The following is a 25,140-nucleotide window of genomic DNA, read 5'->3' as shown; positions in this document are numbered from 1 at the left end:
GAATTATTATGCAGATTAGTGCAGGCGAAAATCAGCGTCAAGCAAAAGATGCACAAAAGTGCAGGTCGCGAGGTTGCACCGCGGCGCCCGCCAATGACGCTCTCTCTAGCGCAGACAGGCCGGCGCCCAAGCCACGCCAAGGAAAAGGCCGCCCCGAAGGGCGGCCCTGGCGGTCGTCGGCGAAAGACGCGAGCGCTACAACGGCAGGCCGCAGGCCTTGCGCACCTGAGTGCGCAAGCCGGCGAAGCTCTCCTGCACCTCAAGGTGGCTGGTGACCCAGGTCAGGTCGGCCTTGGCGTAGAAGGCCTCGCGCCCGGCCAGGATGCGCTTGAGGTCGGCCATGGCTTCGTTGTTGCCGGACATGGGGCGGAAATCGCCCTGCGCCATCACCCGGCCCATGTGCTCCTCGGGCGTGGCGCGCAGCCAGACCGTGTAGCAGTGCGCCAGCAGCAGGTTGAGCGTGGCCGGCTCGGACACCAGGCCGCCGGGGGTGGCCAGCACCATCTCCGGGTAGATCTGCACGGCCTCTTCCAGCGCCCGCCGCTCGTAGCGGCGGTAGGCGTTGGGGCCGTAGAGGTTATGGATTTCCAGGATGCTGCAGCCGGCCACGCGCTCGATCTCGCGGTTCAGCTCGACGAACGGGTAGCCCAGGTCATCGGCCAGCATCTGCCCCAACGTCGATTTGCCGGCGCCGCGCAGGCCGATCAGCGCCACGCGCTGGGTGCGGTTGGGCCGCTGCGCGCCGGCGCCCACGCCGAACAGCTGCGTCAGCGCCTCGCGGGCGCGCTGCAGGTCGGACTCGGTGCGGCCGCTGAGCAGTTCGCGGATCAGCAGCCAGTCGGGCGATTCGGTGGTGACGTCGCCGACCAGCTCGGCCAGCGCGCAGTTGAAGGCCTTGGCGATCTGCAGCAGCACCAGGATCGAGGCATTGCCCACGCCGTGCTCGAGATTGGCCAGGTGCCGCTCGGACACGCCGGTCACCTGCGACAGGCCCTTGCGCGTCATGCCGCGGATGGCCCGCAGGCGGCGCACCCGCTCGCCCAATGCCACCAGGAAAGCTTCCCGCCTGGGTTCGGTTGGCGCCGCGTCTAGCGCTTGATTCATGGTGTAGCTGACTCCGCAAAAACCCTGATAACACCCGATTTATGCACTATAGTGCTTGACCCATATCAATGGAAGCACTATTTTTCCTTCAACAGCTTCAACAGGGCGTCAGGTGCGGCAAAACAGCACTGGACTGCATCCGCCGCTGAAGCGCCGACAGTGTATAGGAGGAGACCGGTGAGCACGCCAGAACGATTCCACGCCCTGATGCGCCAGGTGACGGGCCTGATGGCCGGCCAGGCGCTGGACGCCGCCCTGCAGCAGCGCCTGAACCAGGAGGCCGGCCCCGACAGCGCGCTGTACGCCGACATCTTCGCCACCTGTAGGCAGGGCGTGGCCGACGGCTGGATGTGCGACCGCGAAGGCGGCGGCATCCGCTACGGCCGCGTCATCAAGCCGGCCGAGGACCTGGGCGGCTGTTCGGTCGACGTGGTCGACATGGACGACCTGGCCGGCCCGCACCACGCCCATCCCAACGGCGAGATCGACATGATCATGCCGCTGACCGACGCGGCGCGCTTCGACGGCCACGGCGCCGGCTGGCTGGTCTACGGCCCCGGCAGCGCCCACCGCCCCACCGTGACGCAGGGACGCGCGCTGGTGCTGTACCTGCTGCCCGGCGGCGCCATCGATTTCACACGCCCATAACGACAAGCCGCCAGACGCTTGCGTCCCGCCGGCCGCGCGCCCCGCCCGCCAGGACACCAGGAGACAACCGTGAATGCCTGCCCCGCCGAACTGAACTTCGCCAGCCACCTGGCCGCCTTGAACGCGCCGCGCGCCGCCAAGCTGGCCTACATCGACGACACCCGCCAGCTCACCTACGGCGACCTGGCCGAGCGCGTGGCGCGCATGGCGGGCGCGCTGCGCCAGCTGGGGCTGCGGCGCGAGGAGCGCATCCTGCTGCTGATGCAGGACACGGCCGACTGGCCGGTGGTGTTCCTGGGCGCGCTGCATGCGGGCGTGGTGCCGGTGGCCGTGAACACCCTGCTGACGCCGGACGACTACGCCTACATCCTCGATCACAGCCGGGTGCGGGCCGCCTTCGTCTCCGAGAACCTGCTGCCGACACTGCAAACCGCGCTGGCACAGGCGCCCGGCGAGATCGAACACCTGGTGGTGTCGCGCCCCGCGGCAGCGCCGCCGGCCGGTGCGCACGACCTCGACGCGCTGCTGGCCGCCGCGCCGCTGGCGCCGGCCGCGCGCACGCTGTCCGATGAGATCGCCTTCTGGCTCTATTCGTCGGGCTCCACCGGCAAACCCAAGGGCGTGGTCCACACCCATGGCAACCTGTGGCACACCGCCGAGCTGTACGCCAAGCCGGTGCTGGGCATCCGCGAGGACGACGTGGCGTTCTCGGCGGCCAAGCTGTTCTTCGCCTACGGGCTGGGCAACGGCCTGACCTTTCCGTTGTCGGTCGGCGCCACCGTCGTGCTGATGGCCGAGCGGCCCACGCCGCAGGCCGTGTTCCAGCGCCTGGTGCGGCACCGCCCGACCGTGTTCTACGGCGTGCCGACGCTGTACGCCAGCATGCTGGCCGCGCCCGACCTGCCGCCGCGCGAGCAGGTGGCGATGCGCGTCTGCACTTCCGCCGGCGAAGCCCTGCCGCGCGACATCGGCGAACGCTTCCAGCGCCATTTCGGCTGTGACATCCTGGACGGCATCGGCTCGACCGAGATGCTGCACATCTTCATCTCCAACCGCGCCGGCCAGCTGCGCTACGGCACCACCGGCAAGCCGGTGCCCGGCTACGAGGTGCAATTGCGCGACGACAATGGCGCGCCGGTGGCCGCCGGCGCCATCGGCGACCTCTACATCAAGGGTCCCAGCGCCGCGCTGATGTACTGGAACAACCGCGACAAGACGCGCCAGTGCTTCCTGGGCGACTGGCTCAAGAGCGGCGACAAGTACATCTGCGATGCCGACGGCTACTACACCTATGCCGGCCGCAGCGACGACATGATCAAGGTCAGCGGCCAGTACGTGTCGCCGGTCGAGGTCGAGAACGTGCTGGTGCAGCACGAGGCGGTGCTGGAAGCCGCCGTGATCGGCGTGCCGGACCATGACGGGCTGGTCAAGACCAAGGCCTACGTGGTGCTGCGGCCCGGCTACGCGCCGGACGCGAGCACCGGCGCCGATCTGCAGCGCTATGTGAAGCAGCACCTGGCGCCCTTCAAGTATCCGCGCCAGATCGACTTCACCGACGAGCTGCCCAAGACCGCCACCGGCAAGATCCAGCGCTTCCGCCTGCGCCAGCTGGAACAGGTCACGCCATGAGCGCCGTGCCCGCTCCCGAGCCCGCTGCCCTGGCCGACGTGCGCGCGGCGGGCCGCGACCTGCGCCTGGAATACCAGTGGATCGCGGCGGCGCGCCACGACGCGCCGCTGCTGGTGTTCCTGCACGAAGGGCTGGGGTCCGTGTCGATGTGGAAGGACTGGCCGCGGCAGGCCTGCGCCGCCGCCGGCTGCCGCGGGCTGGTCTATTCGCGCTACGGCTATGGCCGCTCCACGCCGCTGGCCGCCGGTGAAAGGCGCCCGGTCGACTTCATGCACCGCGAGGCGGCCGACGCGCTGCCCGCGCTGCTCGCCGCGCTCGGCATCGACGCCAGCCGCGATCGGCCCGTCCTGTTCGGCCACAGCGATGGCGGCTCCATTGCGCTGCTCTACGCCGCCCTGCATCCCGGCGCGGTGGCGGGCGTGGTGGCGGCCGCGCCACACATCTTCGTCGAGGACCGCACCGTGGCGCACATCGAACAGGCGCGCCAGGCTTACCGGGACACGGACCTGCGCGCGCGGCTGGCGCGCCATCACGATGACGTCGATTCGGCCTTCCGCGGCTGGAACGACGTCTGGCTGGACCCGGCCTTCCGCCGCTGGAACATCGAGGCGCACCTGCCCCGCATCCGCTGCCCCGTCCTGGCGATGCAGGGCGTGGACGACGAGTACGGCACGCTCGAACAGATACGCGGTATCCGGCGCGCCGCGCCGCAGACGCAACTGCTGGAGATTCCCGACTGCCGCCATTCGCCGCACAAGGACCAGCCCGCCACCGTTATCCAGGCCATCGCCGGCTTCGTCGGCGCGCTGGACCAACCCGGCCGCCCCACCGGCAGCCCATGACAAGCACGGAGACACCACCATGACCCACGCCCTGACCCGGGCCGCGCTAGGCGCGGCGCTGATGCTGGCCGCAAGCGGCGCCCTGGCCGCCGACAAGCTCAAAGTCGGCTTCATGCTGCCCTACAGCGGCACCTTCGCCGCGCTCGGCACCGCCATCGAGAACGGCTTCAAGCTGTATGTGGCCGAACAGGGCGGCAAGCTCGGCGGGCGCGAGATCGAATACTTCAAGGTGGACGACGAATCCAACCCGTCCAAGGCCGCCGAGAACGCCAACCGCCTGATCAAACGCGACCAGGTCGACGTGCTGATCGGCACCGTGCACTCGGGCGTGGCGATGGCGCTGGCCAAGGCCGCCAAGGACGCCGACACCACGCTGATCGTGACCAACGCGGGCGCCAACGCCATCACCGGCCCGCTGTGCGGCCCCGGCATCTTCCGCACCTCGTTCACCAACTGGCAGCCGGCCTATGCCATGGGCCCGGTGGCCAAGGCGCGCGGCCACAAGACGGCGGTCACCATCACCTGGAAGTACGCGGCCGGCGACGAGGCCATCGGCGGCTTCAAGGAAGGCTTCGAGCAGGCCGGCGGCAAGGTGGTCAAGGAACTCAGCCTGCCCTTCCCCAACGTCGAATTCCAGTCGCTGCTGACCGAGATCGCCGCGCTCAAGCCCGACATGGTGTTCACCTTCTTCGCCGGCGGCGGCGCGGTGAAATTCGTGCAGGACTATCACGCGGCGGGACTGGACAAGACCATTCCGCTGTACGGCTCGGGCTTTCTCACCGACGGCACGCTGCAGGCGCAGGGCGCGTCGGCGCAGGGGCTGCTGACCACGCTGCACTACGCCGACGGCCTGAACACGCCGCGCGACAACGCCTTCCGCGCCGATTACAGCAAGGCTTACAGCATGCAGCCGGACGTCTACGCGGTACAGGGCTACGACGCCGCGCAGCTGATGCAGTCGGGGCTGGCGGCGGTCAAGGGCGACTTCGGCAAGAAGGCGGAATTCCGCGAGGCCATGCGCGGCGCCACGGTCGACAGCCCGCGCGGCGCCTTCACGCTGTCCAAGGCCGGCAACCCGGTGCAGGACATCTACCTGCGCCGCGTCGACGGCCTGGAAAACAAGGTGGTGGACGTGGCCGTGCGCAAGCTGGCCGACCCCGCCCGCGGCTGCAAGCTCTAGGAAAGGCGGCCCCATGGACGTCGGCATCCTGCTCATCCAGAGCCTGAACGCCTTCCAGTACGGCCTGCTGCTGTTCCTGGTGGCCAGCGGGCTCACGCTGATCTTCGGCATCATGGGGATCATCAACCTGGCGCACGGCAGCTTCTACATGATCGGCGCCTACATGGCGTTCGCGCTGGGGCCGGCGGTGGACCGCTGGCTCGGCGGCGGCTTCGTCGCCACGCTGGCGGTGTGCGTGCTGGCCGCCGCCGCGCTCGGCTACCTGCTGGAAGCGGCGTTCTTCAGCTACCTGTATCGCCGCAACCACCTGCAGCAGGTGCTGATGACCTACGGCCTGATCCTGGTGTTCGAGGAACTGCGCAGCATCCTGGTGGGCAACGACGTCCACGGCGTGCCGCTGCCGTCCTGGCTACAGGGCAGCATCGCGCTGGGCGACGTAATGACCTATCCGGTGTATCGGCTGTTCATCTCGGCGGTGGGCATCGCGGTGGCGCTGCTGCTGTACTGGGTCATCGCGCGCACGCGGCTCGGCATGATGTTGCGGGCCGGCGCCAGCAACCGCGAGATGACCGGCTCGCTCGGCATCGACGTCAACAAGCTGTACCGGCTGGTGTTCGCCGCCGGCGTGGCGCTGGCGGCGCTGGCCGGCAGCATCGCCGCGCCGGTGTCGTCGGTGTATCCCGGCATGGGCAACGGCGTGCTGATCATCTGCTTCGTGGTGGTGGTGATCGGCGGCATCGGCTCGATCCGCGGCGCGTTCCTGGCGGCGATGCTGGTGGGCGTGGTCGAGACCTTTGGCCAGGTGCTGTTCCCCGCCGCCGCCGGCGTGCTGGTGTACGTGCTGATGGCCGCGATTCTTCTGTGCAAGCCCGAAGGGCTGTTCAAACAGGGCTGACCATGAATGTGAATCGACTCCTGCCTGTCGCGACCCTGCTGGCGCTGGCGGCCTTCGCCTGGAGCGGCAGCGACTACTACACCGGGCTGGCCGTGAAGATCATGATCTACGCGGTGTTCGCGCTCAGCCTGCAATTGCTGGTGGGCGGCGCCGGGCTGGTCAGCCTGGGGCACGCGGCGTTCTTCGGCATCGGCGCCTACGCCGCCGCACTGCTGTCGCCGCAGTCGGAGGCGGCCAGCCTGTGGTGGCTGCTGCCTGCGGCGCTGCTGGCCGCGGCCGCCTACGCCGCACTGACCGGCGCGCTGGCGCTGCGCACGCGCGGCGTGTACTTCATCATGGTGACGCTGGCGTTCGCGCAGATGGCCTACTACGTGTTCCACGACACCAAGGTGGGCGGCGGCAGCGACGGCATCTACCTGTATTTCCGGCCGCAGGCCGAGATCTTCGGCTGGCGGCCGTTCGACCTGGACCAGGGCCAGGCCTACTACTTCTTCGTGCTGGCCTGCCTGGCGCTGGCCTGGGGCTTCCTGGCGCTGCTGCGGCGCTCGCCGTTCGGCGCGGCGCTGGCGGGCATCCGCATCAATGAACAGCGCATGCGCGCGGCCGGCTATTCGACCTATCCGTACAAGCTGGCGGCCTACGTCATCGGCGCCGCGCTGGCGGGCCTGGCCGGCTTCCTGTTCGCGCTCAAGGACGGCTTCGTCACGCCCGAGCTGCTGGCCTGGGAACAATCGGGCCTGGTGCTGCTGATGGTGATCCTGGGCGGCATGGGCAGCCTGGGCGGCGCGGTGCTGGGCACGGCCACGCTGGTGCTGCTGCAGGAACTGTTCCAGTCGCAGGCGCTGTTCGGCGACTACGCGCGCCATTGGCATCTCCCGCTGGGCCTGGCCATCATCGCGCTGGTGGCGCTGCTGCCCGACGGCCTGGCCGGCCTGCCGGCGCAGTGGCGCCGGCGCCGGACCCGGCAAGCCCCGGCCACGCCGGCCGCATCGGCCAGCACCGCCAAGCCCCTGCCCCTGCCGATCCAAGGAGAGCCCCATGCCTGATCCCTTGCTGGCCGCCGACGCGGTCACCCGGCGCTTTGGCGGCCTGACCGCCGTCAACGGCGTATCGCTGGCGCTGCGGCGCGGCGAAGTCCATGCCGTGATCGGCACCAATGGCGCGGGCAAGTCGACGCTGATCAACATCCTGTCCGGCGAACTCGCGCCCAGCAGCGGCCAGGTGTCGCTGGGCGGCCGCGACATCACCGCCTGGGGCCAGCCCGAACGCGCCCGCGCCGGCCTGGGCCGCAGCTACCAGCGCTCGACCCTGTTCCCGGAACTGAGCGTATTCGAGAACTGTCGCCTCGCCGCGCAGGCGCGGCGCCAGCGCTTCTGGCACTGGTGGCGGCCGGCCTCGGCCTGCGCCGCCAGCGCCGGGCTGGCCGCGCAGGCGCTGGAACGCACCGGCCTGGCCGCCGACGCCGCGCAGTTGGCCGGCCTGCTGCCGCATGGCCGCAAGCGCCAGCTCGAGATCGCCATGTGCCTGGCCGGCGAGCCGCAGGTGCTGCTGCTGGACGAACCGCTGGCCGGCATGGGCCCGGAAGAAACCGACCGCATCCTGGCGCTGCTGCAGACGCTCAAGGCCAACCACGCCATCCTGCTGGTGGAGCACGACATGGACGCGGTGTTCCGCATCGCCGACACCATCACGGTGATGGTCAACGGCAGCAGCATCGCCAGCGGCGACCCGGCGCAGATCCGCGCCAACGCCGACGTGCGCACCGCCTACCTGGGCGAAGACCTGGACCCGCATAGCACCCTCGGAGAGCCCGCATGCGCGCACTGATCGAGGCCGACGGCCTGCATGTGTACTACGGCGCCAGCCACGTGCTGCGGGGCGTCGGCCTGCGCATCGCGGCGGGCGAATCGGTGGGACTGGTGGGCCGCAACGGCATGGGCAAGACCACCCTGATCCGCAGCCTGGTCGGGCAGATCCGCAGCGCGCAGGGCCGCGTGACGGTGCGCGGCGCCGACTGCACCCGCGCCCGCCCGCACGCGATCGCGCAGCTGGGCGTGGCCTACGTGCCCGAAGGCCGCGGCATCTTTCCCAACCTGAGCGTGCGCGAAAACCTGCTGGTGGCGGCGCGCGCCGGCGAACAGGGGCGGCGCGACTGGACCTATGCGCGCGTGCTGGAGACCTTTCCGCGCCTGACGGAGCGGCTGGGCCATGGCGGCCAGCAATTGTCGGGCGGCGAGCAACAGATGCTGGCGATCGGCCGGGCGCTGATGACCAACCCCGACCTGCTGATCCTGGACGAAGCCACCGAGGGCCTGGCGCCGCTGATCGTGGCCGAGATCTGGAAGATCATCCGGCAGATCCGCGCCACCGGCATGTCGACGCTGATCGTCGACCGCAACTACCGCGCGGTGCTGGCGCACACCGACCGCTGCCTGGTGATGGAAAAGGGATTGATCGTGCAGGACGGCGACAGCGCGGCGCTGGCCGCCCGGCCCGAACAACTGACGCGCTACCTGGGCGTCTGAAAGCGCCGCGCCAGGCCATGCCGGCGCGGCGCGGCGCGGGCGACATCAGATCAGCGCTTCGATCAGGAACGGTCCACGGCGCTTCAGCCCGTCCTGCAGGGCGCGGGCGAAGCCTTCCACGGTATCGACGCTGACCGCCTCCACGCCCATGCCACGCGCCAGGTGGGTCCAGTCCAGATAGGGCTCTTCCAGGTCGAGCATGCGGCGCGCGTTGCGGCCCGGCTCGACCACGCCCACGTTCTTCATCTCGCCGTGCAGCGTGGCGTAGGAACGGTTGGCCAGGATCACCGTCAGGCAGTCCAGGTTCTCGCGCGCCTGCGTCCACAGCGCCTGCAGCGTGTACATGCCGCTGCCGTCGGCCTGCAGGGTGATGACCTTGCGGTCCGGGCACGCCACCGCCGCGCCGGCCGCCATCGGCAGGCCGATGCCGATGGCGCCTCCAGTCAGCATCAGCCAGTCGTGCGGCGCGCTGCTGGCGCTGTAGATCGGGAATTCGCGGCCCTGGGTGATGGACTCGTCGCAGACGATGGCGTTCTCGGGCAGGTGATGCGCCACCAGGATGTTGACGGCGGCGCCGGTCAGCTTGCCGCTGGCCGGCACCTCGTAGGCCGGGGCCGGCGCGGTCAGGCGCGGCGCGTCGGCGGCGATGCCGAGTTCGTCGGCCAGCCATTCCAGCGCGTGCGCCAGGTCCTGCTCGACCGTGGCCAGCACGATCTTCTCGCAATCCTCGGGCGCCAGCAGGCTGGGTTTGCCGGGATAGGCGAAAAAGCCCACCGGCGCCTTGGCGCCGACCAGCACCAGGTGGCGCACGTCCTTGAGCTTGGCCACGGCCAGGTCGATCGGGTACGGCAGCCGGTCCACCGGCGTGCGGTCGCCGCCGCGCTCGACGCGGCGGTTGGAGGTCTCGGACACCAGGCGCACGCCGGTGGCGCGGGCGATGCGGCCGGCGGCCTTGAGCGCGCGTTCGCGCAGCGCGGTGCTGCCCAGCATCATCGTGGTGACTTCGCCGGAACGGATCGCCTTGGCGGCGGCGCGCACGGCTTCAATGGTGGTGTGCGGCACGGCCTCATCGGCCACCTTCACCACCGCGGTGTCGGCCGGCAGTTCGGTCCAGGCGGAGTTGGCCGGCAGGATCAGGGTGGCGATGTTGCCCGGATGGCGGCGCGCCACGGTGATGGCCTCGGCGGCGTCGGCCGACATCGACTCGGCCGACATGCCGCGCTTGACCCAGTGCGACATGGGGCGCGCCACGCCTTCGACGTCGCTGGTGAGCGGCGCGTCGTATTGCACGTGATAGGTGGCGTGGTCGCCGACGATGTTGACCATCGGCGTGCGCGCGCGCTTGGCGTTGTGCAGGTTGGCCAGGCCGTTGCCCAGGCCCGGGCCCAGGTGCAGCAGCGTGGCGGCCGGTTTGTCGGCCATGCGCGCGTAGCCGTCGGCCGCGCCGGTCACCACGCCTTCGAACAGGCCCAGCACGCAGCGCATCTTCGGTTTGCGATCCAGCGCCGCGACGAAGTGCATCTCGGACGTGCCCGGGTTGGCAAAGCAGACGTCCACATCATTGGCCAGAAGGGTATCGCAAAGACTATCAGCGCCGTTCATCGTGTTTCCCTGGTTGTTTTACGTAGGCTTGGGCCGGCGGCGGCGCGCCGGCCCGATTTGGCATGATAGGTAGCGTAGCGCAAACCCGGTAGAGCCATTTGCGCTGGCCGGCATGGAACCATTCGACAGGTTCCGGCAACCGGAATTCCGGCCCCGCCCCCCAACAGGCCGGGCCGCGCCTACGCCAGGATCTGCCCGAGAAAGGCCTGCGCGCGTTCCGAGCGCGGCGCCCGGAAGAAGTTGTCGGGCGTGTCGGTCTCGACGATCGCGCCCTGGTCCATGAACACCACCCGGTCGCCGACCTCCCGCGCGAAGCCCATCTCGTGGGTCACGCAGACCATGGTCATGCCGTCGCGCGCCAGCGCCACCATGGTGTCCAGCACTTCCTTGACCATCTCCGGATCGAGCGCCGAGGTCGGCTCGTCGAACAGCATGATCTTCGGCTGCATGCACAGCGCGCGGGCGATCGCCACGCGCTGCTTCTGGCCGCCGGACAACTGGCCCGGATACTTGGCGGCGTGCTGCGGGATCTTGACGCGTTCCAGGTACTGCATGGCGCGGCTTTCGGCTTCCGCCGGCGCCACGCCCTTGACCAGCATCGGCGCCAGCGTGCAGTTTTCCAGCACCGTCAGGTGCGGGAACAGGTTGAAGTGCTGGAACACCATGCCCACTTCGGCGCGGATGCGCTCGATGTTGCCGACGTCATCGTTCAGCTCGATGCCGTCGACCACGATGGTGCCCTGCTGGTGTTCCTCCAGCCGGTTCAGCAGGCGGATGGTGGTGGACTTGCCCGAGCCGGACGGGCCGCACAGGATCAGCTTTTCACCGGGGCGCACTTCCAGGTCCAGCCCGTCCAGCACCTTGAAGTCGCCATACCACTTGGAGACGCCCCGCATCGTGATGATCGGCGCCGCGTAGTTCAATCCGTCCATCGCGTCAGGCCTTCGAAATGTCATGGTTGTCGCCGGCGCCGCTCCAGTAGCCCGGCACGGTCAGGCGCTTTTCCGAGCGCCGGAACAGATAGGCCAGCACGCTGCACAGCGCGAAATAGATGACGCCCACCATGGTGTAGACCGTCAGCGCCTGGAACGTGGCGCCCGCCAGCATCTCGCCGGCGCGCATCAGTTCGTAGACGCTGATCACCGCCACCAGCGAGGTCTCCTTGACCAGCACCAGCGCGTAGTTGCCGAGCGCGGGGAAGATGGTCCGCAACGCCTGCGGCAGCACGATGCGCTGCAACCGCTGCGTGCGCCGCAGGCCCAGCGCGCGCGCCGCCTCGTATTGCCCCGCGTCCACCGACTGGATGCCGCTGCGGAACAGCTCGGCCAGGTAGGCGCCGAAGTTCAGCGTCAGTCCCAGCACGCCGGCCACGAAGCCGTTGATCACCACGCCCAGCTCCGGCAGGCCGTAGTAGATGTAGAACAGCTGCAACAGCAGCGGCGTGCCGCGGATGATGTCGATGTAGATGCGGGCGGCGCGGCTCAGCGCCGGCCGCCGCGACAGGCGGCACAGGCACACCACCAGGCCCAGCGCCACCGCCAGGAAAGCCGAACAGAAGAACAGCGCCAGGGTCCAGAGCGTGCCCTCGGCCAGGGGACTCAGGTACATGCGCAACGTAGCGAAATCCAATTCTTGCTCCTTAACTCGTGCTCCGTGACCGCGAGGCGGCGGCCTTACTTGCTGAGCAGGTCGGACACGCCCCACTTCTGCCCGATCGCGGCCAGCTCGCCGTTGCGCTTCATCTCGGCCAGCGCGGCGTTGACGGCCTCCAGCAGCGCCGTGTTGCCCTTCTGCACCGCCAGGCCCACCTGCCATTTGCGCTGCGGCTGGTAGCCGGTGTCCAGCTTCACGCCCGGGATGTTCTTGGTCTTGATCTGGTAGATGATGCTGGGCGGATCGACGATGCCCAGGTCGACGCGGCCGGCGCGCACGTCGGCCAGCAGCGTGGAATAGTCCTGGTAGGTCGAGACCTTGGTGCCGGGCATGTCCTTGATCATGTTGAACTGCACCGAGTCCACCAGCACGCCGACCCGCTGGCCCTGCATGTCCTCGAACCTGGCGTAGCGGCGCGAGGCCTTGTCGCTGACCACGATGCCTTCGCCCCATTCGTACACGGGCGCCGAGAAGTCGATGGCGCGGGCCCGTTCCTCGGTGATGAACAGCGGCGCCGACATGACGTCGGCGCGGCCCGAGGTCAACGTCGGGATCAGGCCGGAGAACGGCACGTCGGCCAGCTTGTCGTTCACGCCCAGGTGCTTGGCGATCGCCGCCGCCACGTCCACCATGATGCCTTCGAGCCGGTTCGACTGCGGGTTCTTGAAACCGTGCGGCGGCGCGGACGCGGTGGTGACCACGTTCAAGGTCTTGTCGGCGCGCACCTCGTCGAGCGTGCGCGCCACGCTGGCGCCGGCCTGGGCCAGCAGCGCGGCCGAAGCCAGGCCGAGCAGGATGGATTTGAGTTTCATGCAATTCCCCTTGTATGAAATGGATGCCGCAATGCGCCGGTTCAGTCCGGGCGTCCTTGCGGGTACTGCCGTACCGCCACCGCCGCCAACGCGCAGAATTCCTGCATGACGGTGGCGGCCAGGAACGCCGTGGCGCCCTGCACGTCCTGCGGCGGCGAGACGGTGTTCACGTCGAACGCCACGAAATTGAGCCCGGCCAGCTGGCGCAGCAGGGCCAGCCCTTCCTTGGGCGACAGGCCGCCCCACTCCGGCGTGCAGACGCCGGGCGCGCAGGACGGGTCGAAGATGTCCATGTCGAAGCACAGGTACACCGGCCGCTCGCCGATCTGCTGCTTGATGGCGTCGAGCGCGCCGCGCTGGTCCGCGTCGAACTCGTCGAAGGGCATGATGGTGTAGCCGACTTCACGGCCGAACTCGAGCACGCCCGGCATGAACGAACTGCCTCGGGTGCCCACGTGGAAGCTGCGGCGCACGTCCAGCAGGCCCTCTTCGGCGGCGCGGGTGAAGGTGGTGGCGGTGTTGTAGCCGGGGATCGGATAGGTGTCGGTGTGCGAATCGAAATGCAGCACCACGAAATCCGGATGGCGTTGCGCCACGGCGCGCAGCTGCGGCAGCGTCACGGCGCCGTCGCCGCCCATCGAGATCGGGATCGCGCCGGCGTCGAGGATGGCGCCGATGCCGGCCTCGATCAGCGGGTACGAGGCGTCGGGATCGCCGGGATGGCAGGCCACGTTGCCGACGTCGATGACGCGCAGGAACTCGGGCGGGTTGTCGATGCCATGGCGGCGGAAGATATCCACCGGCCGCAACAGCCGCGACTGTTCGCGGATCGCGTCCGGCCCCTGGCGCGAACCGACCCGGAACGGATGCGTGCCGCAGTCGAACGGGATGCCCACGACGCAGGCGCGCGCGGCGCCGGTCCCGGCGGCGCGGGCCGGCGGCAGGCCCATGAATCCCGACACGGGATGAAAGCGGACTTCGGCGGACGACGGCACAGCGCGGCTCCTTGGCGACGGCCCGCAAACGAGTGGCGGACCGAAATTTTAGATTCGATCAAATCGCTATACGATACGATCGTGTCAAAAATAGATTAACGCGCGCGCCAACGCCTCGCCAATTAGGGAGTTCCCCCTGATTGGAAAATTAATATCTGACAAAAATAGTAAGGAATTGGCGCGGCGGCGCACCCGGCTGGCGCATCGCCAACGCCCTGAATCAGCGCTTCCACAATCAGCCCCTCGGTTCGCGCCCGCGGCGGGACGCCACCTCGATCAGGCCTCGTCGTCGTCCAGCGGCGCGGCGCGCAAGGCGCCCCCCGGCGGTTCGAGTTCGTAGAACGGATGCGAGCGCCCCAAGGTGCGCGAGGCGCTGATGGCGTGCGCCGTCTCCACCACCTGCGGCCCGAACACGGCCTGCGCCTGCTCGAACGACCAGCGGCTCGACGGCACCGAGACGTTGACGGCGCCCTGCGGCGTGCCGCCCGCATCCAGCACCGCCGCGCTGACGGTGATGTCGCCCGGATAGAACTCGCCGTTGGAACACGCATAGCCATGGCGGCGCGCGAATTCCAGTTCGGCCAGCAACGCGTCCAGGTCGGTGATGGTGGCGGCGGTGTAGGCCTTGCGCTCGCAGCGTTCCAGCAGTCCGCGGGCCACCTGCGGATCGAGCCGCGCCAGCACCGCGCGCCCCGCCGCCGTGCAGTACAGCGGCAGCCGCATGCCGACCGGCATGTTGACGAACATTTCCTTGTGGGTGGCGAAGCGCGCCACGTAGACCATGTCCAGCCCGTCGGGCTCGGCCAGGCTGCAGGTTTCCTGGCAGTTGCGGTTGAGCGCATGCAGGAACGGGTTGCCGCCCAGTACCAGCGCACTGGTCTGCACGTACTTCATGCCCAGTTCCAGCGACCACGGACCCAGCGAGAATTTCTTGCTGGCCGGATCCTTGCGCAGATAGCCCAGCGTCCACAGCGTATGCGTGAAGCGCTGCACCGAACTCTTGCTCAGGCCGGTGGCCTCGGCCAGTTCCGGCAGCGTCATCGCCGGCCGTCCCTCGCTGAAGGCCCGCAGCACGGACACGCCGCGCGCCAGCGCGGCGATGAACAGGGGGGAATCCTCGGGTCGGGTCTGCGTCATGGCGCGGGAGCGTCGGGTGGAAAGCGCATAGCGTACCGCATAACGGTTCGCCCATATCGCGTGCCGATCCTAATGGGTGCGGCGGACACGCCCCGCCCGCAAACGAAACGGCCCGCGCGAGGCGGGCCGTCAGGGGTCACCTCACCGCGCTCAGCGGATCGGCCACGGGTACATCGCGCCGCCCTTGCTCCACAGCGCGTTGGTGCCGCGTTGCAGGCCCAGCTTGCTGTCCTTGCCGACGTTGCGCTCGAACACTTCGCTGTAGTTGCCCACGGCCTTGATGGCGTTGTAGGCCCACTTCTCGTCCAGGCCCATGTTCTTGCCGGCGCCCGGCGTCACGCCCAGGATGCGCAAGACGTTGGGGTTGTTGCTCTTGAGCATCTCGTCCACGTTCTTCTGCGTGATGCCGTATTCCTCGGCTTCCAGCAGCGCGAACAGCGTCCAGCGGACGATGCCCAGCCAGTTCTCGTCGCCCTGGCGCACCATGGGGCCGAGCGGCTCCTTGGAGAAGCGTTCCGGCAGGATCTCGTAGTCGTCCGGCTTGGCGACCTGCGTGGCGCGCACGGCGGCCAGCTGCGAGGCGTCGTCGGTGAAGGCGTCGCAACGGCCCGACTCGAACGCGCGCACGACTTCGGTGACCTTGTCGATCACGACCGGCTTGAACTCGATGTTGTTGGCGCGGAACCAGTCAGCCAGGTTCAGTTCGGTGGTGGTGCCCGGCTGCACGCAGACGGTGGCGCCGTTCAGTTCCTTGGCGCTTTTCACGCCCAGCTTCTTGTTCACCAGGATGCCCTGGCCGTCGTAGAAGCTGGCGGCCACGGCCGACAGGCCCAGCGAGGTGTCGCGGGTCTGCGTCAGGGTGACGGTGCGCAGCAGCACGTCGACTTCGCCCGATTGCAGCGCGGTGAAGCGTTGCTGGGTCGACAGCGCGGTGCCCTTGAATTTGGTCGGGTCGCCGAACACGGCGGCGGCGACGGCGCGGCAGATGTCCACGTCCATGCCTTCCCATTCGCCCTTGCTGTTGGTGGCCGAGAAGCCCGACACGCCGTCGGTCAGGCCGCACTGCACGTAACCCTTCTTCTTGACCGCATCCAGCGTGGGACCGGCCACGGCAGCCTGGGATGCACACGCCAGGGCAAGCGCGCCGGCAGCAAACGAAATCAACCGCTTCATTATTGCTTCTCCTGAATTAGATGCCCGCGCCGGCCTGTAGGCCCGCTGCGGCTGAAACCGAGCCCATGCTTTGCGGGCCGGCCGCCAGATTACGCGATGTCCACGGCGTGAACAACGCGCAAAGGCCTAGTGGAAACCCGAGTAGCAAGCGGTTGGCGAAATGCACACGAAGTCCGGTGATCGAACTTTATTGACGGGTCCGCGCGGCGGTTGGCCGAACCCTGCGTGCCATACTTTTTTCGCGTCCTGACCGACAGGCAACGCGATCACCATCCCTCAGGAAAACCGGCCGCGCCACTACAAAAACCCGGGGCGCGCGCCGGCATTCGGCCGACTCATGGAGGAGACAAATCCATGGCACTCGCAAGGAAACCGCAGCCCAGCAACCCCGCGGCAAGGCATCGCCGCAACGTCCTCAAGACCCTGCTCTACACCGCCGTGGCCGCCGTCGGCCTGGCGGCCGGCCCCGCCCACGCGGACGACTGGCCCAGCAAGCCGATCAAGATCATCGTGCCCTACACGCCGGGCGGCTCCACCGACATCGTCACGCGCATCGTGATGGAAAAGCTCGGCCCGCGCCTGAAGCAGACCATCATTGTCGAGAACCGCCCGGGCGCCAACAGCAGCGTGGGCGCATCGGTGGCCGCCAAGGCCGATCCGGACGGCTACACCTTCCTGTCGGTCCTGCCCGCCTACATCATCAACTTCCACCTCTACAAGCTGGCCTACAAGCTCGAGGACCTGACGCCGGTGGCGCAGATGGCCGACCTGCCGCTGTTCCTGTTCGTGTCGCAGGACCTGCCCGTCAACAGCGTGGCCGAACTGGTGGAATACGCCCGCAAGCATCCGGACAAGCTCACCTACGCCTCCAGCGGCAACGGCTCCAGCGCCCACCTGACCGGCGCCGATTTCGCGCTGCGCAACAAGATCACCATGACGCACGTGGCCTACAAGGGCAGCGCGCCGATCCTGACCGACCTGCTGGGCGGGCGGGTGTCGATGGTGTTCGACCCGATCCTGGTGCCGATGCAGTACGTCAAGCAGAACCGCCTGAAGGCGCTGGGCTTCACCGGCCGGCAGCGCTGGCCGACCGAGCCGTCGATACCCACCATGGAGGAAGCCGGCATGCCGGGCTTCGTCACCGGCTCGTGGGCCGGCCTGATGGCGCCGGCCAACACGCCCAAGCCGATCATCGAACGCATGGCGCGCGAGATCAGCGAGATCGTGCGGGAGCCGGACGTGCGCCAGAAATTCCTGGATGCCGGCTTCCTGCCGGCCAGCGGTCCCACCGCCCAGTTCGCCGAGCTGATGCGGCAGGATTCGGCGCGCTATGCCGAGATCGTCAAAGCGGCCCGCATCACGCTGGATTGAGCCACACCGGGCGCGCCGGCCAGGCGGCGCGCCCCTTCAGGAAACCAAGACGATGATCGACAAGTTCCTCGACACCCCCGCGGCCGCCGTGGCCGACATCCACGACGGCGCCACCGTGCTGGTCAGCGGCTTCGGCGGCGCGGGCATGCCCACCGAACTGCTGCACGCCCTGATCGAGCAGGGCGCGCGCGAACTCACCGTGGTCAGCAACAACGCCGGCAACCACGAGACCGGCCTGGCCGCGCTGATCAAGGCCGGCCGCGTGCGCAAGGTGATCTGCTCGTTCCCCAAGGCGTCCCATTCGTGGGTCTTCGACGACCTGTACCGGCGCGGCGCCATCGAGCTGGAATGCGTGCCGCAGGGCACCATCGCCGAACGGCTGCGCGCCGCCGGCGCCGGCCTGGGCGGCTTCTTCACCCCCACCGCCTACGGCACCGAACTGGCCGCCGGCAAGGAAACCCGCATCATCGACGGCCGCGGCCATGTGTTCGAAACCCCATTGCGCGGCGACTTCGCGCTGGTCAAGGCCGACCTCGCGGACCGCTGGGGCAACCTCACCTACCGCAAGAGCGCCCGCAACTTCGGCCCCATCATGTGCATGGCGGCCAAGACCACCATCGTCCAGGTGCGCGCCGCCGTGGCGCTGGGCGAGCTGTCGCCCGAGGCCGTGGTGACGCCGGGCATCTTCGTCCAGCGCGTCACCCGCGTGGCCCACTCCGCGTTCTCCAGCTGAAGGAATCCCCATGCCCACTCCCCTCTCCCGCGAAGCCATGGCCCGGCGCCTGGCGCAGGACATTCCCGACGGCAGCTACGTCAACCTGGGCATCGGCATGCCGGTGCTGGTGGCCGCGCAACTGCCGGCCGGCCGCGAGATCGTGCTGCACAGCGAAAACGGCATCCTCGGCATGGGCCCGCCGCCCGCCGAAGACCAGATCGACCTGGACCTGATCAACGCCGGCAAGCAGCCGGTCACGCTGCTGGACGGCGGCGCCTATTTCCACCACGCCGACTCCTTCGCCATGATGCGCGGCGGCCACCTGGACATCTGCGTCATGGGCGGCATGCAGGTCGCGGCCAACGGCGACCTAGCCAACTGGTCGCTCAACAAGCCGGGCGAGGCGCCCGCCGTGGGCGGCGCCATGGACCTGGCGGTGGGGGCGCGCAGCGTCTACATTCTGATGGAACACAACAGCAAGGACGGCACGCCCAAGATCGTCGAGCGCTGCACCTACCCGCTGACCGGCGCCGGCGTGGTGGACCGCATCTACACCGACCTGGCCGTGATCGACGTCACGCCCGACGGCCTGCGGGTCCGGGATATGATCGACGGCATGACACTGACCGCGCTGCAGGCGCGCACCGGCGCCCCGCTGCGCGCAGGCTGATGCTGCCCAACCTTCCCCCGCCCGGCTACGCCGCGCCCCTCGCCCCCGAAGACCATCCCGATCAGTTGCGCGGCGATCCGGACTACATGCTGACGCTGGCGCGCGGCCTGCACGTGATCCGCGCCTTCGGCACGCGCCGCCATCCGCAGACCGCGGCCGAGCTGGCGCGCCGCGCCGGCCTGCCGCGCGCGGTGGTGCAGCGCTGCCTGCATACGCTGATCCTGCTGGGCATCGCCGAACAGCATGGCCGCCAATACATCCTGACGCCACGCATCCTGGGGCTGGGCTACGCCTACTTCTCGTCCACGCCATTCGTCTCGCTGGCGCAGCCGGTGCTGGAGGAATTGAGCGCCAGCGTCAACGAGACCTGTGCGCTGGCCATCATGGAAGGGCACGAGATGCTGTACCTGGCACGCTCGGAAGTGAACCGGCTGCTGGCCACCTCGATGGGGCTGGGCAGCCGCCTGCCGGCCTATTGCACCTCGATCGGCCGGGTGCTGCTGGCGCAGTTGTCCGAGCCGGCGCTGGCGCGCTACTTCGCCGCCGTCGACCTGCAGCCCTACACCGAATTCACGCTGACCACCGAAGCGCGGCTGCGGGCCGAGCTGGCGCGCATCCGCGAGCAGGACTACGCGGTGGTCGACCAGGAACTGGAATTGAATGTGCGCGCCATCTCGGTGCCGGTGCGCTCGGCCAGCGGCAAGGCCTGCGGCGCCGTCAACGTCAGCGTCAAGGCGGCGCGGGTGCCGCTGGAACGATTGACGGGGGAATTCCTGGCGCCGATGCGCCAGGCGGTGGCCAGGATCGGGGAATTCCTGGCGGCCTGAGCGGCCGCCCCCGCCTTACAGGTCGGTGGTGTCGAGCGTGAACGCGGCGGCGGCGCGGCCGATGCGGTCGTTGACCGCGTGCCACGCGTCATCGGCCGGCGGCGCCTGCACGATGATGCGCGCGAAGCCCTGGCCGTCCAGATCACGCAGCAAGGCGTACAGCGCCTGGGCGTAACGCGCCGGATCGGCCGGCACCTGTTGCCACTGGATGCGCGCATCGACGGCCGCCGGCGGCGGCGTGTACGCCACCACCACGACCTTGCCCGGGGGCAGGCCGCGGCCTTGCAGCGCGGCTTGCAGGCGCGCATCGGACGCCAGCTCCAGCGCGGTGCGCGGCGCATAGTGCGCCTTGAGCGTGCCCGAGGCGCGCGGCGCGGCCGCGTCAGGGGCGAACACCTGCACGCCCAGCACGGCCTCGATCTGCGCGGCGCTGATGTGGCCGGGGCGCAGCAGCACGGGACCGGCGCCGCGGTCCAGCCGCGACAGGTCCAGGATGGTGGATTCGATGCCGACCTCGGAGGCGCCGCCCTCCAGCACCGGCATGCCGGCCGCGACCTCGTCGGGGAATTCGCTGCGCACGTGGTCGGCGCGGGTCGGCGAGACCTGGCCGAACTTGTTGGCCGACGGCGCGGCCACGCCGCCCTGCCCGTTCGGCTTGCCGGCCGCGAACGCCGCCAGCAGCGCCTGCGCCACCGGATGCGAGGGGCAGCGGATGCCGATGCTGTCCTGGCCGCCGCTGACGGTGTCGGCGATGTGCGGCGCGCGCTTGAGGATCAGCGTCAGCGGACCGGGCCAGAAGGCGTCGATCAGCAGGCGCGCCTCGGGCGGCACCTCGGCCGCCCAGTACGACAGGTCGCCCTGCGGCGCGATGTGCACGATCACCGGATGGTTCGACGGCCGGCCCTTGGCGGCGTAGATCCTGCCCACGGCCTGCGGGTTCTCGGCGTCCGCGCCCAGGCCATAGACGGTCTCGGTCGGGAACGCGACCAGCTCGCCGGCCAGCAGGCGGCGGGCGGCGTCGGCGATGTCCGCGGCGCTGGCGGAGTCGAACGAAGCGGACATGGCGTTACTCGGGCGCCTGCATGCCCAGCGCGGCGGCGACACGCGCCGCGTCGGCCTGGGCCTGTTGCAGCGTCGGCGCGACGATGGTGACGTGGCCCATCTTGCGGCCACGGCGCGCCTCGCGCTTGCCATACAGGTGCAGCTTGGCCGTGGGCACCGCCAGCGCGGCGGCCCAGTCGGGCTCGCGCTGCGCGTCGCCGGTGGCCGACGGATACCAGATGTCGCCCAGGATGTTCAGCATCACGGCCGGCGCCAGCAGGTCGGTGCCGCCCAGCGGCAGGCCGGCCATGGCGCGCGCCTGCTGCTCGAACTGGCTGGTGAGGCAGGCGTCCATGGTGTAGTGGCCGCTGTTGTGCGGACGCGGCGCGATCTCGTTGACGATCAGGCCGCCGTCCTTGAGCACGAAGAATTCGACGCACAGCACGCCGTGGTAGCCCAGGCCCTGCGCGATGCCCTGCGCGGCCGCGGTGGCCTGCGCCTGGCGTTCGGCGTGGGCGGCGTCGAGCTTGACCGGCGCCGCCGTCGACACGGCCAGGATGCCGTCGCGGTGCACGTTGCGCGCCACCGGGAACACCACGCTGGCGCCGTCGAAACCGCGTGCGATCACGACCGAGATTTCATAGTCCAGCGGCATCAGCGCTTCCAGCACGCAGGCCACGCCGCCGAACTCGGCGAACGCGGCCAGCGCGGCCTCGCGCGTGTCGATGCGGGCCTGGCCCTTGCCGTCGTAACCCAGGCGCGCGACCTTCAGGATGCCGGGGAACAGGCCGTCCGGCGCGGCACGCAGATCGGCCTCGCTGCGGATGGCGGCGTGCGGCGCGACCGGGATGCCCTGGCTGGCGATGAAGGCCTTTTCGGCGATGCGGTCCTGCACGATGGCGACCGCGTCGGCGGCCGGGCTGACGCGGCAGCGCGCCGCCAGCGCGCGCAGGCTGTCGGCCGGCACGTTCTCGAATTCGGTGGTGACGGCCTGACAGGTCCGCGCCAGGCGCGCGAGGCCGTCTTCGTCGTCATAGGCGGCCTGGATGTGCAGGTCCGCCACCATGCCCGCCGGGCATTCGGCGGCCGGGTCCAGCACCGCGACCTTGTAGCCCAGGCTTTGCGCCGCGTGGCAGAACATGCGGCCCAGCTGGCCGCCGCCCAGCAGGCCGAGCCAGCCGCCGGGGGCAATGGTGAAAGCAGTCGATTGCGTCATGGGGATCAAGCCTCGGGCGGAACCTTCATGTCGCGCGCGGCCTGCGTCTGGCGCGCGCGGAATGCCACCAGCTTCTTGTGCAGGCCGGCATCGGTGCCCGCCAGCGTGGCGATCAGGTGCAGCGCGGCGTTGGCGGCGCCGGCCTCGCCGATGGCGAAGGTGGCGACCGGCACGCCCTTGGGCATCTGCACGATGGACAGCAGCGAATCCTCGCCGCGCAGGTACTTGGACGGCACCGGCACGCCGAACACCGGCACTTCGGTCAGGGCCGCCATCATGCCCGGCAGGTGGGCCGCGCCGCCGGCGCCGGCGATGATGCCGCGCAGGCCGCGCTCGAACGCGGCGGCGCCGTATTCGGCCATGTCCTGCGGCATGCGGTGCGCGGAGATCACGCGCGCCTCGTGCGGCACGCCGAAGTCTTCCAGCATGGTGACCGCGTGCTTCATGACCTCCCAATCGCTGGAAGAACCCATAATCACGCCCACCACGGGGGTGGCGTCTGCCGCTGCGGAAGTCTTGGCTGTCATAACCGGTGTCGAGTCGTTGAAAGGCTGCGGCCAGGCCGCGAAACCCGGTATTTTACCCGGCGCCGGCGGCACCCCTATGGCGTGGCGCCAGACCCCAGCCAGAGATAGCCCGTGGGGTTGTCCGCGCAGGGCCCGAAACCGCATTGCAGCGTGGTGCTGCCCAGGTTGGCAAGCACCGTGATGAAGAACAGGGCCATGACCAGCATGCCCAGCGCCGGCACCGGCCGCTTGAGCATGTTGTCGCCCCACTTGCGGTCGGCCGACAGCATGATCACGCAGAACACGATCAGGCCGCAGAAGGCGATGAAGGCCCAGGTATAGAAGTGCATGCCCAGCAGCGGCGTGCCGTAGCCGGGATCGCCGGGGGCGATGTGCAGCAGGATCTGGCGGCCAGACGCCACCATGCCGCCCAGCGCGGCGGCGATGGTCATGGCGTAATGCATGGGCGACGGCCCCAGCCGCAGGTTCAGCAGCAGCCCCACCCCGGCCAGCATGAAGGCCACCCGTTGCAGCAGGCACAGCGGGCACGGCACTTCGTCATAGGCGAATTGCCAGGCGAAGGCCATGACCAGGATGGCCGTCACGGCCAGCAGGGCCAGGCCGTTGAGCAGGCGCGAACCGCGCGCCGGATTGCGGGAAAAGATCATGGCGGCGGACCTAGAGCGACAGCGCCAGCGGACTGGTCATGTGGAACTGGCACCACGCGGCGAACACCCCCAGGGTGATCAGCCAGAAGGCGACGCAGGGTCGGCGCTTGCCCAGCAGGCCGAACCACACGGCGATCAGGCCGGTCAGGAAAGGCAACATCATGATCATGCGCAGCTCCTTTCTACATCCGGCGGGCATGGCGCCCTGGCGGCGGCTGCGGGCCGCGTCGTCCGGCAAGTTGGCAGAGGGGAAGCCGCGCGGGCGCGCCGGCTTCCGGGTGCAGGTTGCCGGCGAGTATAGCGTAACAATAAGCAATAATTCTTACCGAAAAGCAGGGATTTCCCTGATCGGCGGCACCTCGCGGACAAAAAAAACCGCCCGGCGGACGGGCGGCTTTTTCGAGGCGGGCGCGGATCAGGCGATCAGGCGATCCAGCGCTTCGCGGTACTTCGCGGCGGTCTTTTCCAGCACGTCCTGCGGCAGGCGCGGGGCGGGCGGGGTCTTGTCCCAGGTCTGGGTCTCGAGCCAGTCGCGCACGAACTGCTTGTCGAACGAAGGCGGGCTGATGCCCACGCGGTAGCCGTCGGCCGGCCAGAAGCGCGAGGAATCCGGCGTCAGCACTTCGTCCATCAGGTACAGCGTGCCGTCATCGTCCAGGCCGAACTCGAACTTGGTGTCGGCGATGATGATGCCCTTGGTGGCGGCGAATTTGGCGGCTTCGGCGTACAGCTTGAGCGTGACGTCGCGGATGCGCTCGGCCATTTCCTGGCCGACTTCCTTGACCACGTGGGCGAAATCGACGTTTTCGTCGTGCATGCCGAATTCGGCCTTGGCCGCCGGCGTGAAGATCGGCTCGGGCAGCTGGCTGGCCTGTTGCAGGCCGGCGGGCAGCTTGATGCCGCAGACGGCGCCGGTGGCCTGGTAGTCCTTCCAGCCGGAACCGATCAGGTAGCCGCGGGCCACCGCTTCCACCAGGATCGGCTTGAGGCGCTTGACCACCACGGCGCGGCCGCGCACCTGGTCGATCTCGTCGGCAGCGACCACGTCTTCCGGCTTGATGCCGGTGGAGTGGTTCGGCAGGATGTGGGCCAGCTTCTGCAGCCAGAACTCGGTCAGTTCGGTCAGCACCTGCCCCTTGCCGGGGATGGGATCGTCGAGGATGACGTCGAACGCCGAGATGCGGTCCGACGCGACGATCAGCAACTTGTCGTCGCCCACCGCGTACATGTCGCGGACCTTACCGCGGCCCAGCAGCGGCAAGGACTTGATGCTGGATTGATGCAAAGCAGAAGTCACGGAAAAATGGCCTATGGCAAAAATGGGGGTCGCGCAAAGCGCATAGGTTACTGCAAATAGCCCTGTCTTGCCGGGCTGCGGACGGCGGGTTAGTCTGGCCCCGTTCCAATATATGCGCCGACCGCGAACCGCGTCACGGCGCTCCCCTTTTCACCTGGAGGAGACACAGTCGTATGCAGGATGCAACCCAGAAACGCCCGCCCCACGCCGACGCGCAAGTCCACCTGACCGGTGGCTGCCAATGCGGCGCGGTGCGCTACGCGGTGACCGATGAACCCATCATGGCGGCCACCTGTCATTGCCGCGATTGCCAGTATTCCAGCGGCGGCGCGCCGGCCCATGCGCTGATCCTGCCGGCCGGCTCGGTCACCCTGCTGCGCGGCAAGGCGCGCGAGCATCGCTACCAGGGCGATTCCGGCCACACCGTCATGCGCAGCTTCTGTGCGGACTGTGGCACGCCGCTGTTCGGCGGCTCGGAAGGCATGCCCTACGAAGTGGTGCGGGCCGGCTCGCTCGACGACCCCGAGGCCTTCCACACCCGCGTCAGCCTGTGGACCGACTCGGCGCCGTCCTGGCACCACGTCGACAAGAGCGTGCCGAACTTCCCCAGGAACGCCCCGCCCGCCTGAGCCGG

Annotated in this window: 27 protein-coding genes; 13 read left to right on the top strand and 14 right to left on the bottom strand. The window is 69.1% G+C overall.

Translation table 11 applies throughout. The features are described 5' to 3' along the window. Window positions 1-195: 195 nt before the first annotated feature. The gene (locus tag I6I07_RS14320; protein ID WP_035359379.1) at window positions 196-1,104 is read right to left on the bottom strand and encodes a helix-turn-helix transcriptional regulator; all 909 of its coding nucleotides are present in this window, start codon (window positions 1,102-1,104) and stop codon (window positions 196-198) included. 177 nt (window positions 1,105-1,281) lie between these two features. Between I6I07_RS14320 and I6I07_RS14315 the strand changes: the two genes are divergently transcribed. The 8 genes from I6I07_RS14315 to I6I07_RS14280 all read left to right on the top strand — a co-directional run bounded on the left by I6I07_RS14315 (window position 1,282) and on the right by I6I07_RS14280 (window position 8,823). Continuing rightward, window positions 1,282-1,752: a DUF4863 family protein gene (locus tag I6I07_RS14315; RefSeq protein WP_198487141.1), complete on the top strand. Its 471-nt coding sequence runs from the start codon at window positions 1,282-1,284 to the stop codon at window positions 1,750-1,752. 69 nt (window positions 1,753-1,821) lie between these two features. Beyond that, complete coding sequence (locus I6I07_RS14310) at window positions 1,822-3,381, top strand: benzoate-CoA ligase family protein (protein ID WP_198487140.1); 1,560 nt, start codon at window positions 1,822-1,824, stop codon at window positions 3,379-3,381. Beyond that, window positions 3,378-4,223: an alpha/beta fold hydrolase gene (locus I6I07_RS14305; protein ID WP_198487139.1), complete on the top strand. Its 846-nt coding sequence runs from the start codon at window positions 3,378-3,380 to the stop codon at window positions 4,221-4,223. The genes I6I07_RS14310 and I6I07_RS14305 overlap by 4 nt, the downstream gene beginning before the upstream one ends. 19 nt (window positions 4,224-4,242) lie before the next feature. After that, window positions 4,243-5,403, top strand: a complete 1,161-nt coding sequence (locus I6I07_RS14300) for an ABC transporter substrate-binding protein (RefSeq protein WP_198487138.1) — start codon at window positions 4,243-4,245, stop codon at window positions 5,401-5,403. A gap of 13 nt (window positions 5,404-5,416) precedes the next feature. Then, window positions 5,417-6,298, top strand: a complete 882-nt coding sequence (locus tag I6I07_RS14295; RefSeq protein ID WP_054476112.1) for a branched-chain amino acid ABC transporter permease — start codon at window positions 5,417-5,419, stop codon at window positions 6,296-6,298. A gap of 2 nt (window positions 6,299-6,300) precedes the next feature. Continuing rightward, window positions 6,301-7,344: a branched-chain amino acid ABC transporter permease gene (locus tag I6I07_RS14290; RefSeq protein WP_198487137.1), complete on the top strand. Its 1,044-nt coding sequence runs from the start codon at window positions 6,301-6,303 to the stop codon at window positions 7,342-7,344. Beyond that, window positions 7,337-8,125 (top strand): ABC transporter ATP-binding protein, encoded by a 789-nt coding sequence (locus I6I07_RS14285; protein WP_198487136.1) that lies wholly within the window; start codon window positions 7,337-7,339, stop codon window positions 8,123-8,125. Before I6I07_RS14290 ends, I6I07_RS14285 begins: the two co-directional genes overlap by 8 nt. Further along, window positions 8,113-8,823, top strand: coding sequence for an ABC transporter ATP-binding protein (locus I6I07_RS14280; protein ID WP_198487135.1), 711 nt, complete (start codon window positions 8,113-8,115; stop codon window positions 8,821-8,823). Before I6I07_RS14285 ends, I6I07_RS14280 begins: the two co-directional genes overlap by 13 nt. A 45-nt stretch (window positions 8,824-8,868) precedes the next feature. Here I6I07_RS14280 and I6I07_RS14275 read toward each other — a convergent pair whose 3' ends face one another. The 7 genes from I6I07_RS14275 to I6I07_RS14245 all read right to left on the bottom strand — a co-directional run bounded on the left by I6I07_RS14275 (window position 8,869) and on the right by I6I07_RS14245 (window position 16,195). Continuing rightward, window positions 8,869-10,425 (bottom strand): acetolactate synthase large subunit, encoded by a 1,557-nt coding sequence (locus I6I07_RS14275; protein ID WP_198487134.1) that lies wholly within the window; start codon window positions 10,423-10,425, stop codon window positions 8,869-8,871. Between the two features lie 179 nt (window positions 10,426-10,604). Beyond that, window positions 10,605-11,357, bottom strand: coding sequence for an amino acid ABC transporter ATP-binding protein (locus I6I07_RS14270; protein ID WP_082404276.1), 753 nt, complete (start codon window positions 11,355-11,357; stop codon window positions 10,605-10,607). 4 nt (window positions 11,358-11,361) lie between these two features. Further along, window positions 11,362-12,054 (bottom strand): amino acid ABC transporter permease, encoded by a 693-nt coding sequence (locus I6I07_RS14265; RefSeq protein WP_198487133.1) that lies wholly within the window; start codon window positions 12,052-12,054, stop codon window positions 11,362-11,364. A 44-nt stretch (window positions 12,055-12,098) separates the two neighbouring features. After that, window positions 12,099-12,890 carry an ABC transporter substrate-binding protein gene (locus tag I6I07_RS14260; RefSeq protein ID WP_198487132.1) on the bottom strand — a complete coding sequence of 264 codons (792 nt, stop codon included), beginning with the start codon at window positions 12,888-12,890 and terminating at the stop codon, window positions 12,099-12,101. A gap of 41 nt (window positions 12,891-12,931) precedes the next feature. After that, the gene (locus tag I6I07_RS14255) at window positions 12,932-13,840 is read right to left on the bottom strand and encodes an arginase family protein (RefSeq protein ID WP_035360848.1); all 909 of its coding nucleotides are present in this window, start codon (window positions 13,838-13,840) and stop codon (window positions 12,932-12,934) included. Between the two features lie 321 nt (window positions 13,841-14,161). After that, window positions 14,162-15,022 carry an IclR family transcriptional regulator gene (locus I6I07_RS14250; protein WP_198487131.1) on the bottom strand — a complete coding sequence of 287 codons (861 nt, stop codon included), beginning with the start codon at window positions 15,020-15,022 and terminating at the stop codon, window positions 14,162-14,164. Window positions 15,023-15,172: 150 nt separating this feature from the next. Beyond that, a complete protein-coding gene (locus tag I6I07_RS14245) occupies window positions 15,173-16,195 on the bottom strand; it encodes an amino acid ABC transporter substrate-binding protein (RefSeq protein WP_198487130.1) in 1,023 nt (340 codons plus the stop codon). Window positions 16,196-16,549: 354 nt separating this feature from the next. Here I6I07_RS14245 and I6I07_RS14240 point away from each other — a divergent pair, with 354 nt between their 5' ends. The 4 genes from I6I07_RS14240 to I6I07_RS14225 are packed head-to-tail and all read left to right on the top strand — an operon-like array spanning window position 16,550 to window position 19,778. Then, window positions 16,550-17,566, top strand: coding sequence for a Bug family tripartite tricarboxylate transporter substrate binding protein (locus I6I07_RS14240; protein ID WP_198487129.1), 1,017 nt, complete (start codon window positions 16,550-16,552; stop codon window positions 17,564-17,566). A 52-nt stretch (window positions 17,567-17,618) separates the two neighbouring features. Continuing rightward, complete coding sequence (locus I6I07_RS14235; RefSeq protein WP_198487128.1) at window positions 17,619-18,299, top strand: 3-oxoacid CoA-transferase subunit A; 681 nt, start codon at window positions 17,619-17,621, stop codon at window positions 18,297-18,299. A gap of 10 nt (window positions 18,300-18,309) precedes the next feature. Further along, entirely contained in the window at window positions 18,310-18,951 is a 642-nt protein-coding gene (locus I6I07_RS14230; protein ID WP_198487127.1) for a 3-oxoacid CoA-transferase subunit B, read from the top strand. Beyond that, window positions 18,951-19,778: an IclR family transcriptional regulator domain-containing protein gene (locus tag I6I07_RS14225; RefSeq protein WP_198487126.1), complete on the top strand. Its 828-nt coding sequence runs from the start codon at window positions 18,951-18,953 to the stop codon at window positions 19,776-19,778. The genes I6I07_RS14230 and I6I07_RS14225 overlap by 1 nt, the downstream gene beginning before the upstream one ends. A 15-nt stretch (window positions 19,779-19,793) precedes the next feature. On the opposite strand, the gene I6I07_RS14220 is transcribed toward I6I07_RS14225, so the two are convergent. From I6I07_RS14220 to I6I07_RS14195, 6 genes are all read right to left on the bottom strand, one after another. After that, the gene (locus I6I07_RS14220; RefSeq protein WP_198487125.1) at window positions 19,794-20,840 is read right to left on the bottom strand and encodes an L-threonylcarbamoyladenylate synthase; all 1,047 of its coding nucleotides are present in this window, start codon (window positions 20,838-20,840) and stop codon (window positions 19,794-19,796) included. A 4-nt stretch (window positions 20,841-20,844) separates the two neighbouring features. Continuing rightward, on the bottom strand, window positions 20,845-22,035 hold the full coding sequence (locus tag I6I07_RS14215; RefSeq protein ID WP_198487124.1) for a 5-(carboxyamino)imidazole ribonucleotide synthase: 1,191 nt from the start codon (window positions 22,033-22,035) through the stop codon (window positions 20,845-20,847). A 5-nt stretch (window positions 22,036-22,040) separates the two neighbouring features. After that, window positions 22,041-22,562, bottom strand: coding sequence for a 5-(carboxyamino)imidazole ribonucleotide mutase (gene purE, locus I6I07_RS14210; RefSeq protein ID WP_198487123.1), 522 nt, complete (start codon window positions 22,560-22,562; stop codon window positions 22,041-22,043). A gap of 74 nt (window positions 22,563-22,636) precedes the next feature. Next, the gene (locus I6I07_RS14205) at window positions 22,637-23,209 is read right to left on the bottom strand and encodes a disulfide bond formation protein B (protein ID WP_198487122.1); all 573 of its coding nucleotides are present in this window, start codon (window positions 23,207-23,209) and stop codon (window positions 22,637-22,639) included. A 10-nt stretch (window positions 23,210-23,219) separates the two neighbouring features. Further along, window positions 23,220-23,378, bottom strand: coding sequence for a DUF5993 family protein (locus I6I07_RS14200; RefSeq protein ID WP_197286495.1), 159 nt, complete (start codon window positions 23,376-23,378; stop codon window positions 23,220-23,222). A gap of 246 nt (window positions 23,379-23,624) precedes the next feature. Further along, the gene (locus tag I6I07_RS14195) at window positions 23,625-24,506 is read right to left on the bottom strand and encodes a phosphoribosylaminoimidazolesuccinocarboxamide synthase (RefSeq protein WP_198487121.1); all 882 of its coding nucleotides are present in this window, start codon (window positions 24,504-24,506) and stop codon (window positions 23,625-23,627) included. A 173-nt stretch (window positions 24,507-24,679) separates the two neighbouring features. Here I6I07_RS14195 and I6I07_RS14190 point away from each other — a divergent pair, with 173 nt between their 5' ends. Continuing rightward, complete coding sequence (locus I6I07_RS14190; RefSeq protein WP_006390810.1) at window positions 24,680-25,135, top strand: GFA family protein; 456 nt, start codon at window positions 24,680-24,682, stop codon at window positions 25,133-25,135. Window positions 25,136-25,140: the final 5 nt, after the last annotated feature.

The organism is Achromobacter deleyi (assembly GCF_016127315.1).
Taxonomy (GTDB): Bacteria; Pseudomonadota; Gammaproteobacteria; order Burkholderiales; family Burkholderiaceae_B; genus Achromobacter; species Achromobacter insuavis_A.
This window is presented reverse-complemented; position numbering and strand designations above follow the sequence as displayed.

Excerpts from the sequence above, each read along its gene's own strand:
- I6I07_RS14320 (WP_035359379.1), bottom strand. The coding sequence starts at position 1,104 with ATGAATCAAGCGCTAGACGCGGCGCCAACCGAACCCAGGCGGGAAGCT.
- I6I07_RS14305 (WP_198487139.1), top strand. The coding sequence starts at position 3,378 with ATGAGCGCCGTGCCCGCTCCCGAGCCCGCTGCCCTGGCCGACGTGCGC.
- I6I07_RS14300 (WP_198487138.1), top strand. The coding sequence starts at position 4,243 with ATGACCCACGCCCTGACCCGGGCCGCGCTAGGCGCGGCGCTGATGCTG.
- I6I07_RS14295 (WP_054476112.1), top strand. The coding sequence starts at position 5,417 with ATGGACGTCGGCATCCTGCTCATCCAGAGCCTGAACGCCTTCCAGTAC.
- I6I07_RS14290 (WP_198487137.1), top strand. The coding sequence starts at position 6,301 with ATGAATGTGAATCGACTCCTGCCTGTCGCGACCCTGCTGGCGCTGGCG.
- I6I07_RS14285 (WP_198487136.1), top strand. The coding sequence starts at position 7,337 with ATGCCTGATCCCTTGCTGGCCGCCGACGCGGTCACCCGGCGCTTTGGC.
- I6I07_RS14280 (WP_198487135.1), top strand. The coding sequence starts at position 8,113 with ATGCGCGCACTGATCGAGGCCGACGGCCTGCATGTGTACTACGGCGCC.
- I6I07_RS14275 (WP_198487134.1), bottom strand. The coding sequence starts at position 10,425 with ATGAACGGCGCTGATAGTCTTTGCGATACCCTTCTGGCCAATGATGTG.
- I6I07_RS14270 (WP_082404276.1), bottom strand. The coding sequence starts at position 11,357 with ATGGACGGATTGAACTACGCGGCGCCGATCATCACGATGCGGGGCGTC.
- I6I07_RS14260 (WP_198487132.1), bottom strand. The coding sequence starts at position 12,890 with ATGAAACTCAAATCCATCCTGCTCGGCCTGGCTTCGGCCGCGCTGCTG.
- I6I07_RS14255 (WP_035360848.1), bottom strand. The coding sequence starts at position 13,840 with ATGGGCCTGCCGCCGGCCCGCGCCGCCGGGACCGGCGCCGCGCGCGCC.
- I6I07_RS14250 (WP_198487131.1), bottom strand. The coding sequence starts at position 15,022 with ATGACGCAGACCCGACCCGAGGATTCCCCCCTGTTCATCGCCGCGCTG.
- I6I07_RS14245 (WP_198487130.1), bottom strand. The coding sequence starts at position 16,195 with ATGAAGCGGTTGATTTCGTTTGCTGCCGGCGCGCTTGCCCTGGCGTGT.
- I6I07_RS14240 (WP_198487129.1), top strand. The coding sequence starts at position 16,550 with ATGGCACTCGCAAGGAAACCGCAGCCCAGCAACCCCGCGGCAAGGCAT.
- I6I07_RS14235 (WP_198487128.1), top strand. The coding sequence starts at position 17,619 with ATGATCGACAAGTTCCTCGACACCCCCGCGGCCGCCGTGGCCGACATC.
- I6I07_RS14230 (WP_198487127.1), top strand. The coding sequence starts at position 18,310 with ATGCCCACTCCCCTCTCCCGCGAAGCCATGGCCCGGCGCCTGGCGCAG.
- I6I07_RS14225 (WP_198487126.1), top strand. The coding sequence starts at position 18,951 with ATGCTGCCCAACCTTCCCCCGCCCGGCTACGCCGCGCCCCTCGCCCCC.
- I6I07_RS14220 (WP_198487125.1), bottom strand. The coding sequence starts at position 20,840 with ATGTCCGCTTCGTTCGACTCCGCCAGCGCCGCGGACATCGCCGACGCC.
- I6I07_RS14215 (WP_198487124.1), bottom strand. The coding sequence starts at position 22,035 with ATGACGCAATCGACTGCTTTCACCATTGCCCCCGGCGGCTGGCTCGGC.
- purE (WP_198487123.1), bottom strand. The coding sequence starts at position 22,562 with ATGACAGCCAAGACTTCCGCAGCGGCAGACGCCACCCCCGTGGTGGGC.
- I6I07_RS14205 (WP_198487122.1), bottom strand. The coding sequence starts at position 23,209 with ATGATCTTTTCCCGCAATCCGGCGCGCGGTTCGCGCCTGCTCAACGGC.
- I6I07_RS14200 (WP_197286495.1), bottom strand. The coding sequence starts at position 23,378 with ATGATCATGATGTTGCCTTTCCTGACCGGCCTGATCGCCGTGTGGTTC.
- I6I07_RS14190 (WP_006390810.1), top strand. The coding sequence starts at position 24,680 with ATGCAGGATGCAACCCAGAAACGCCCGCCCCACGCCGACGCGCAAGTC.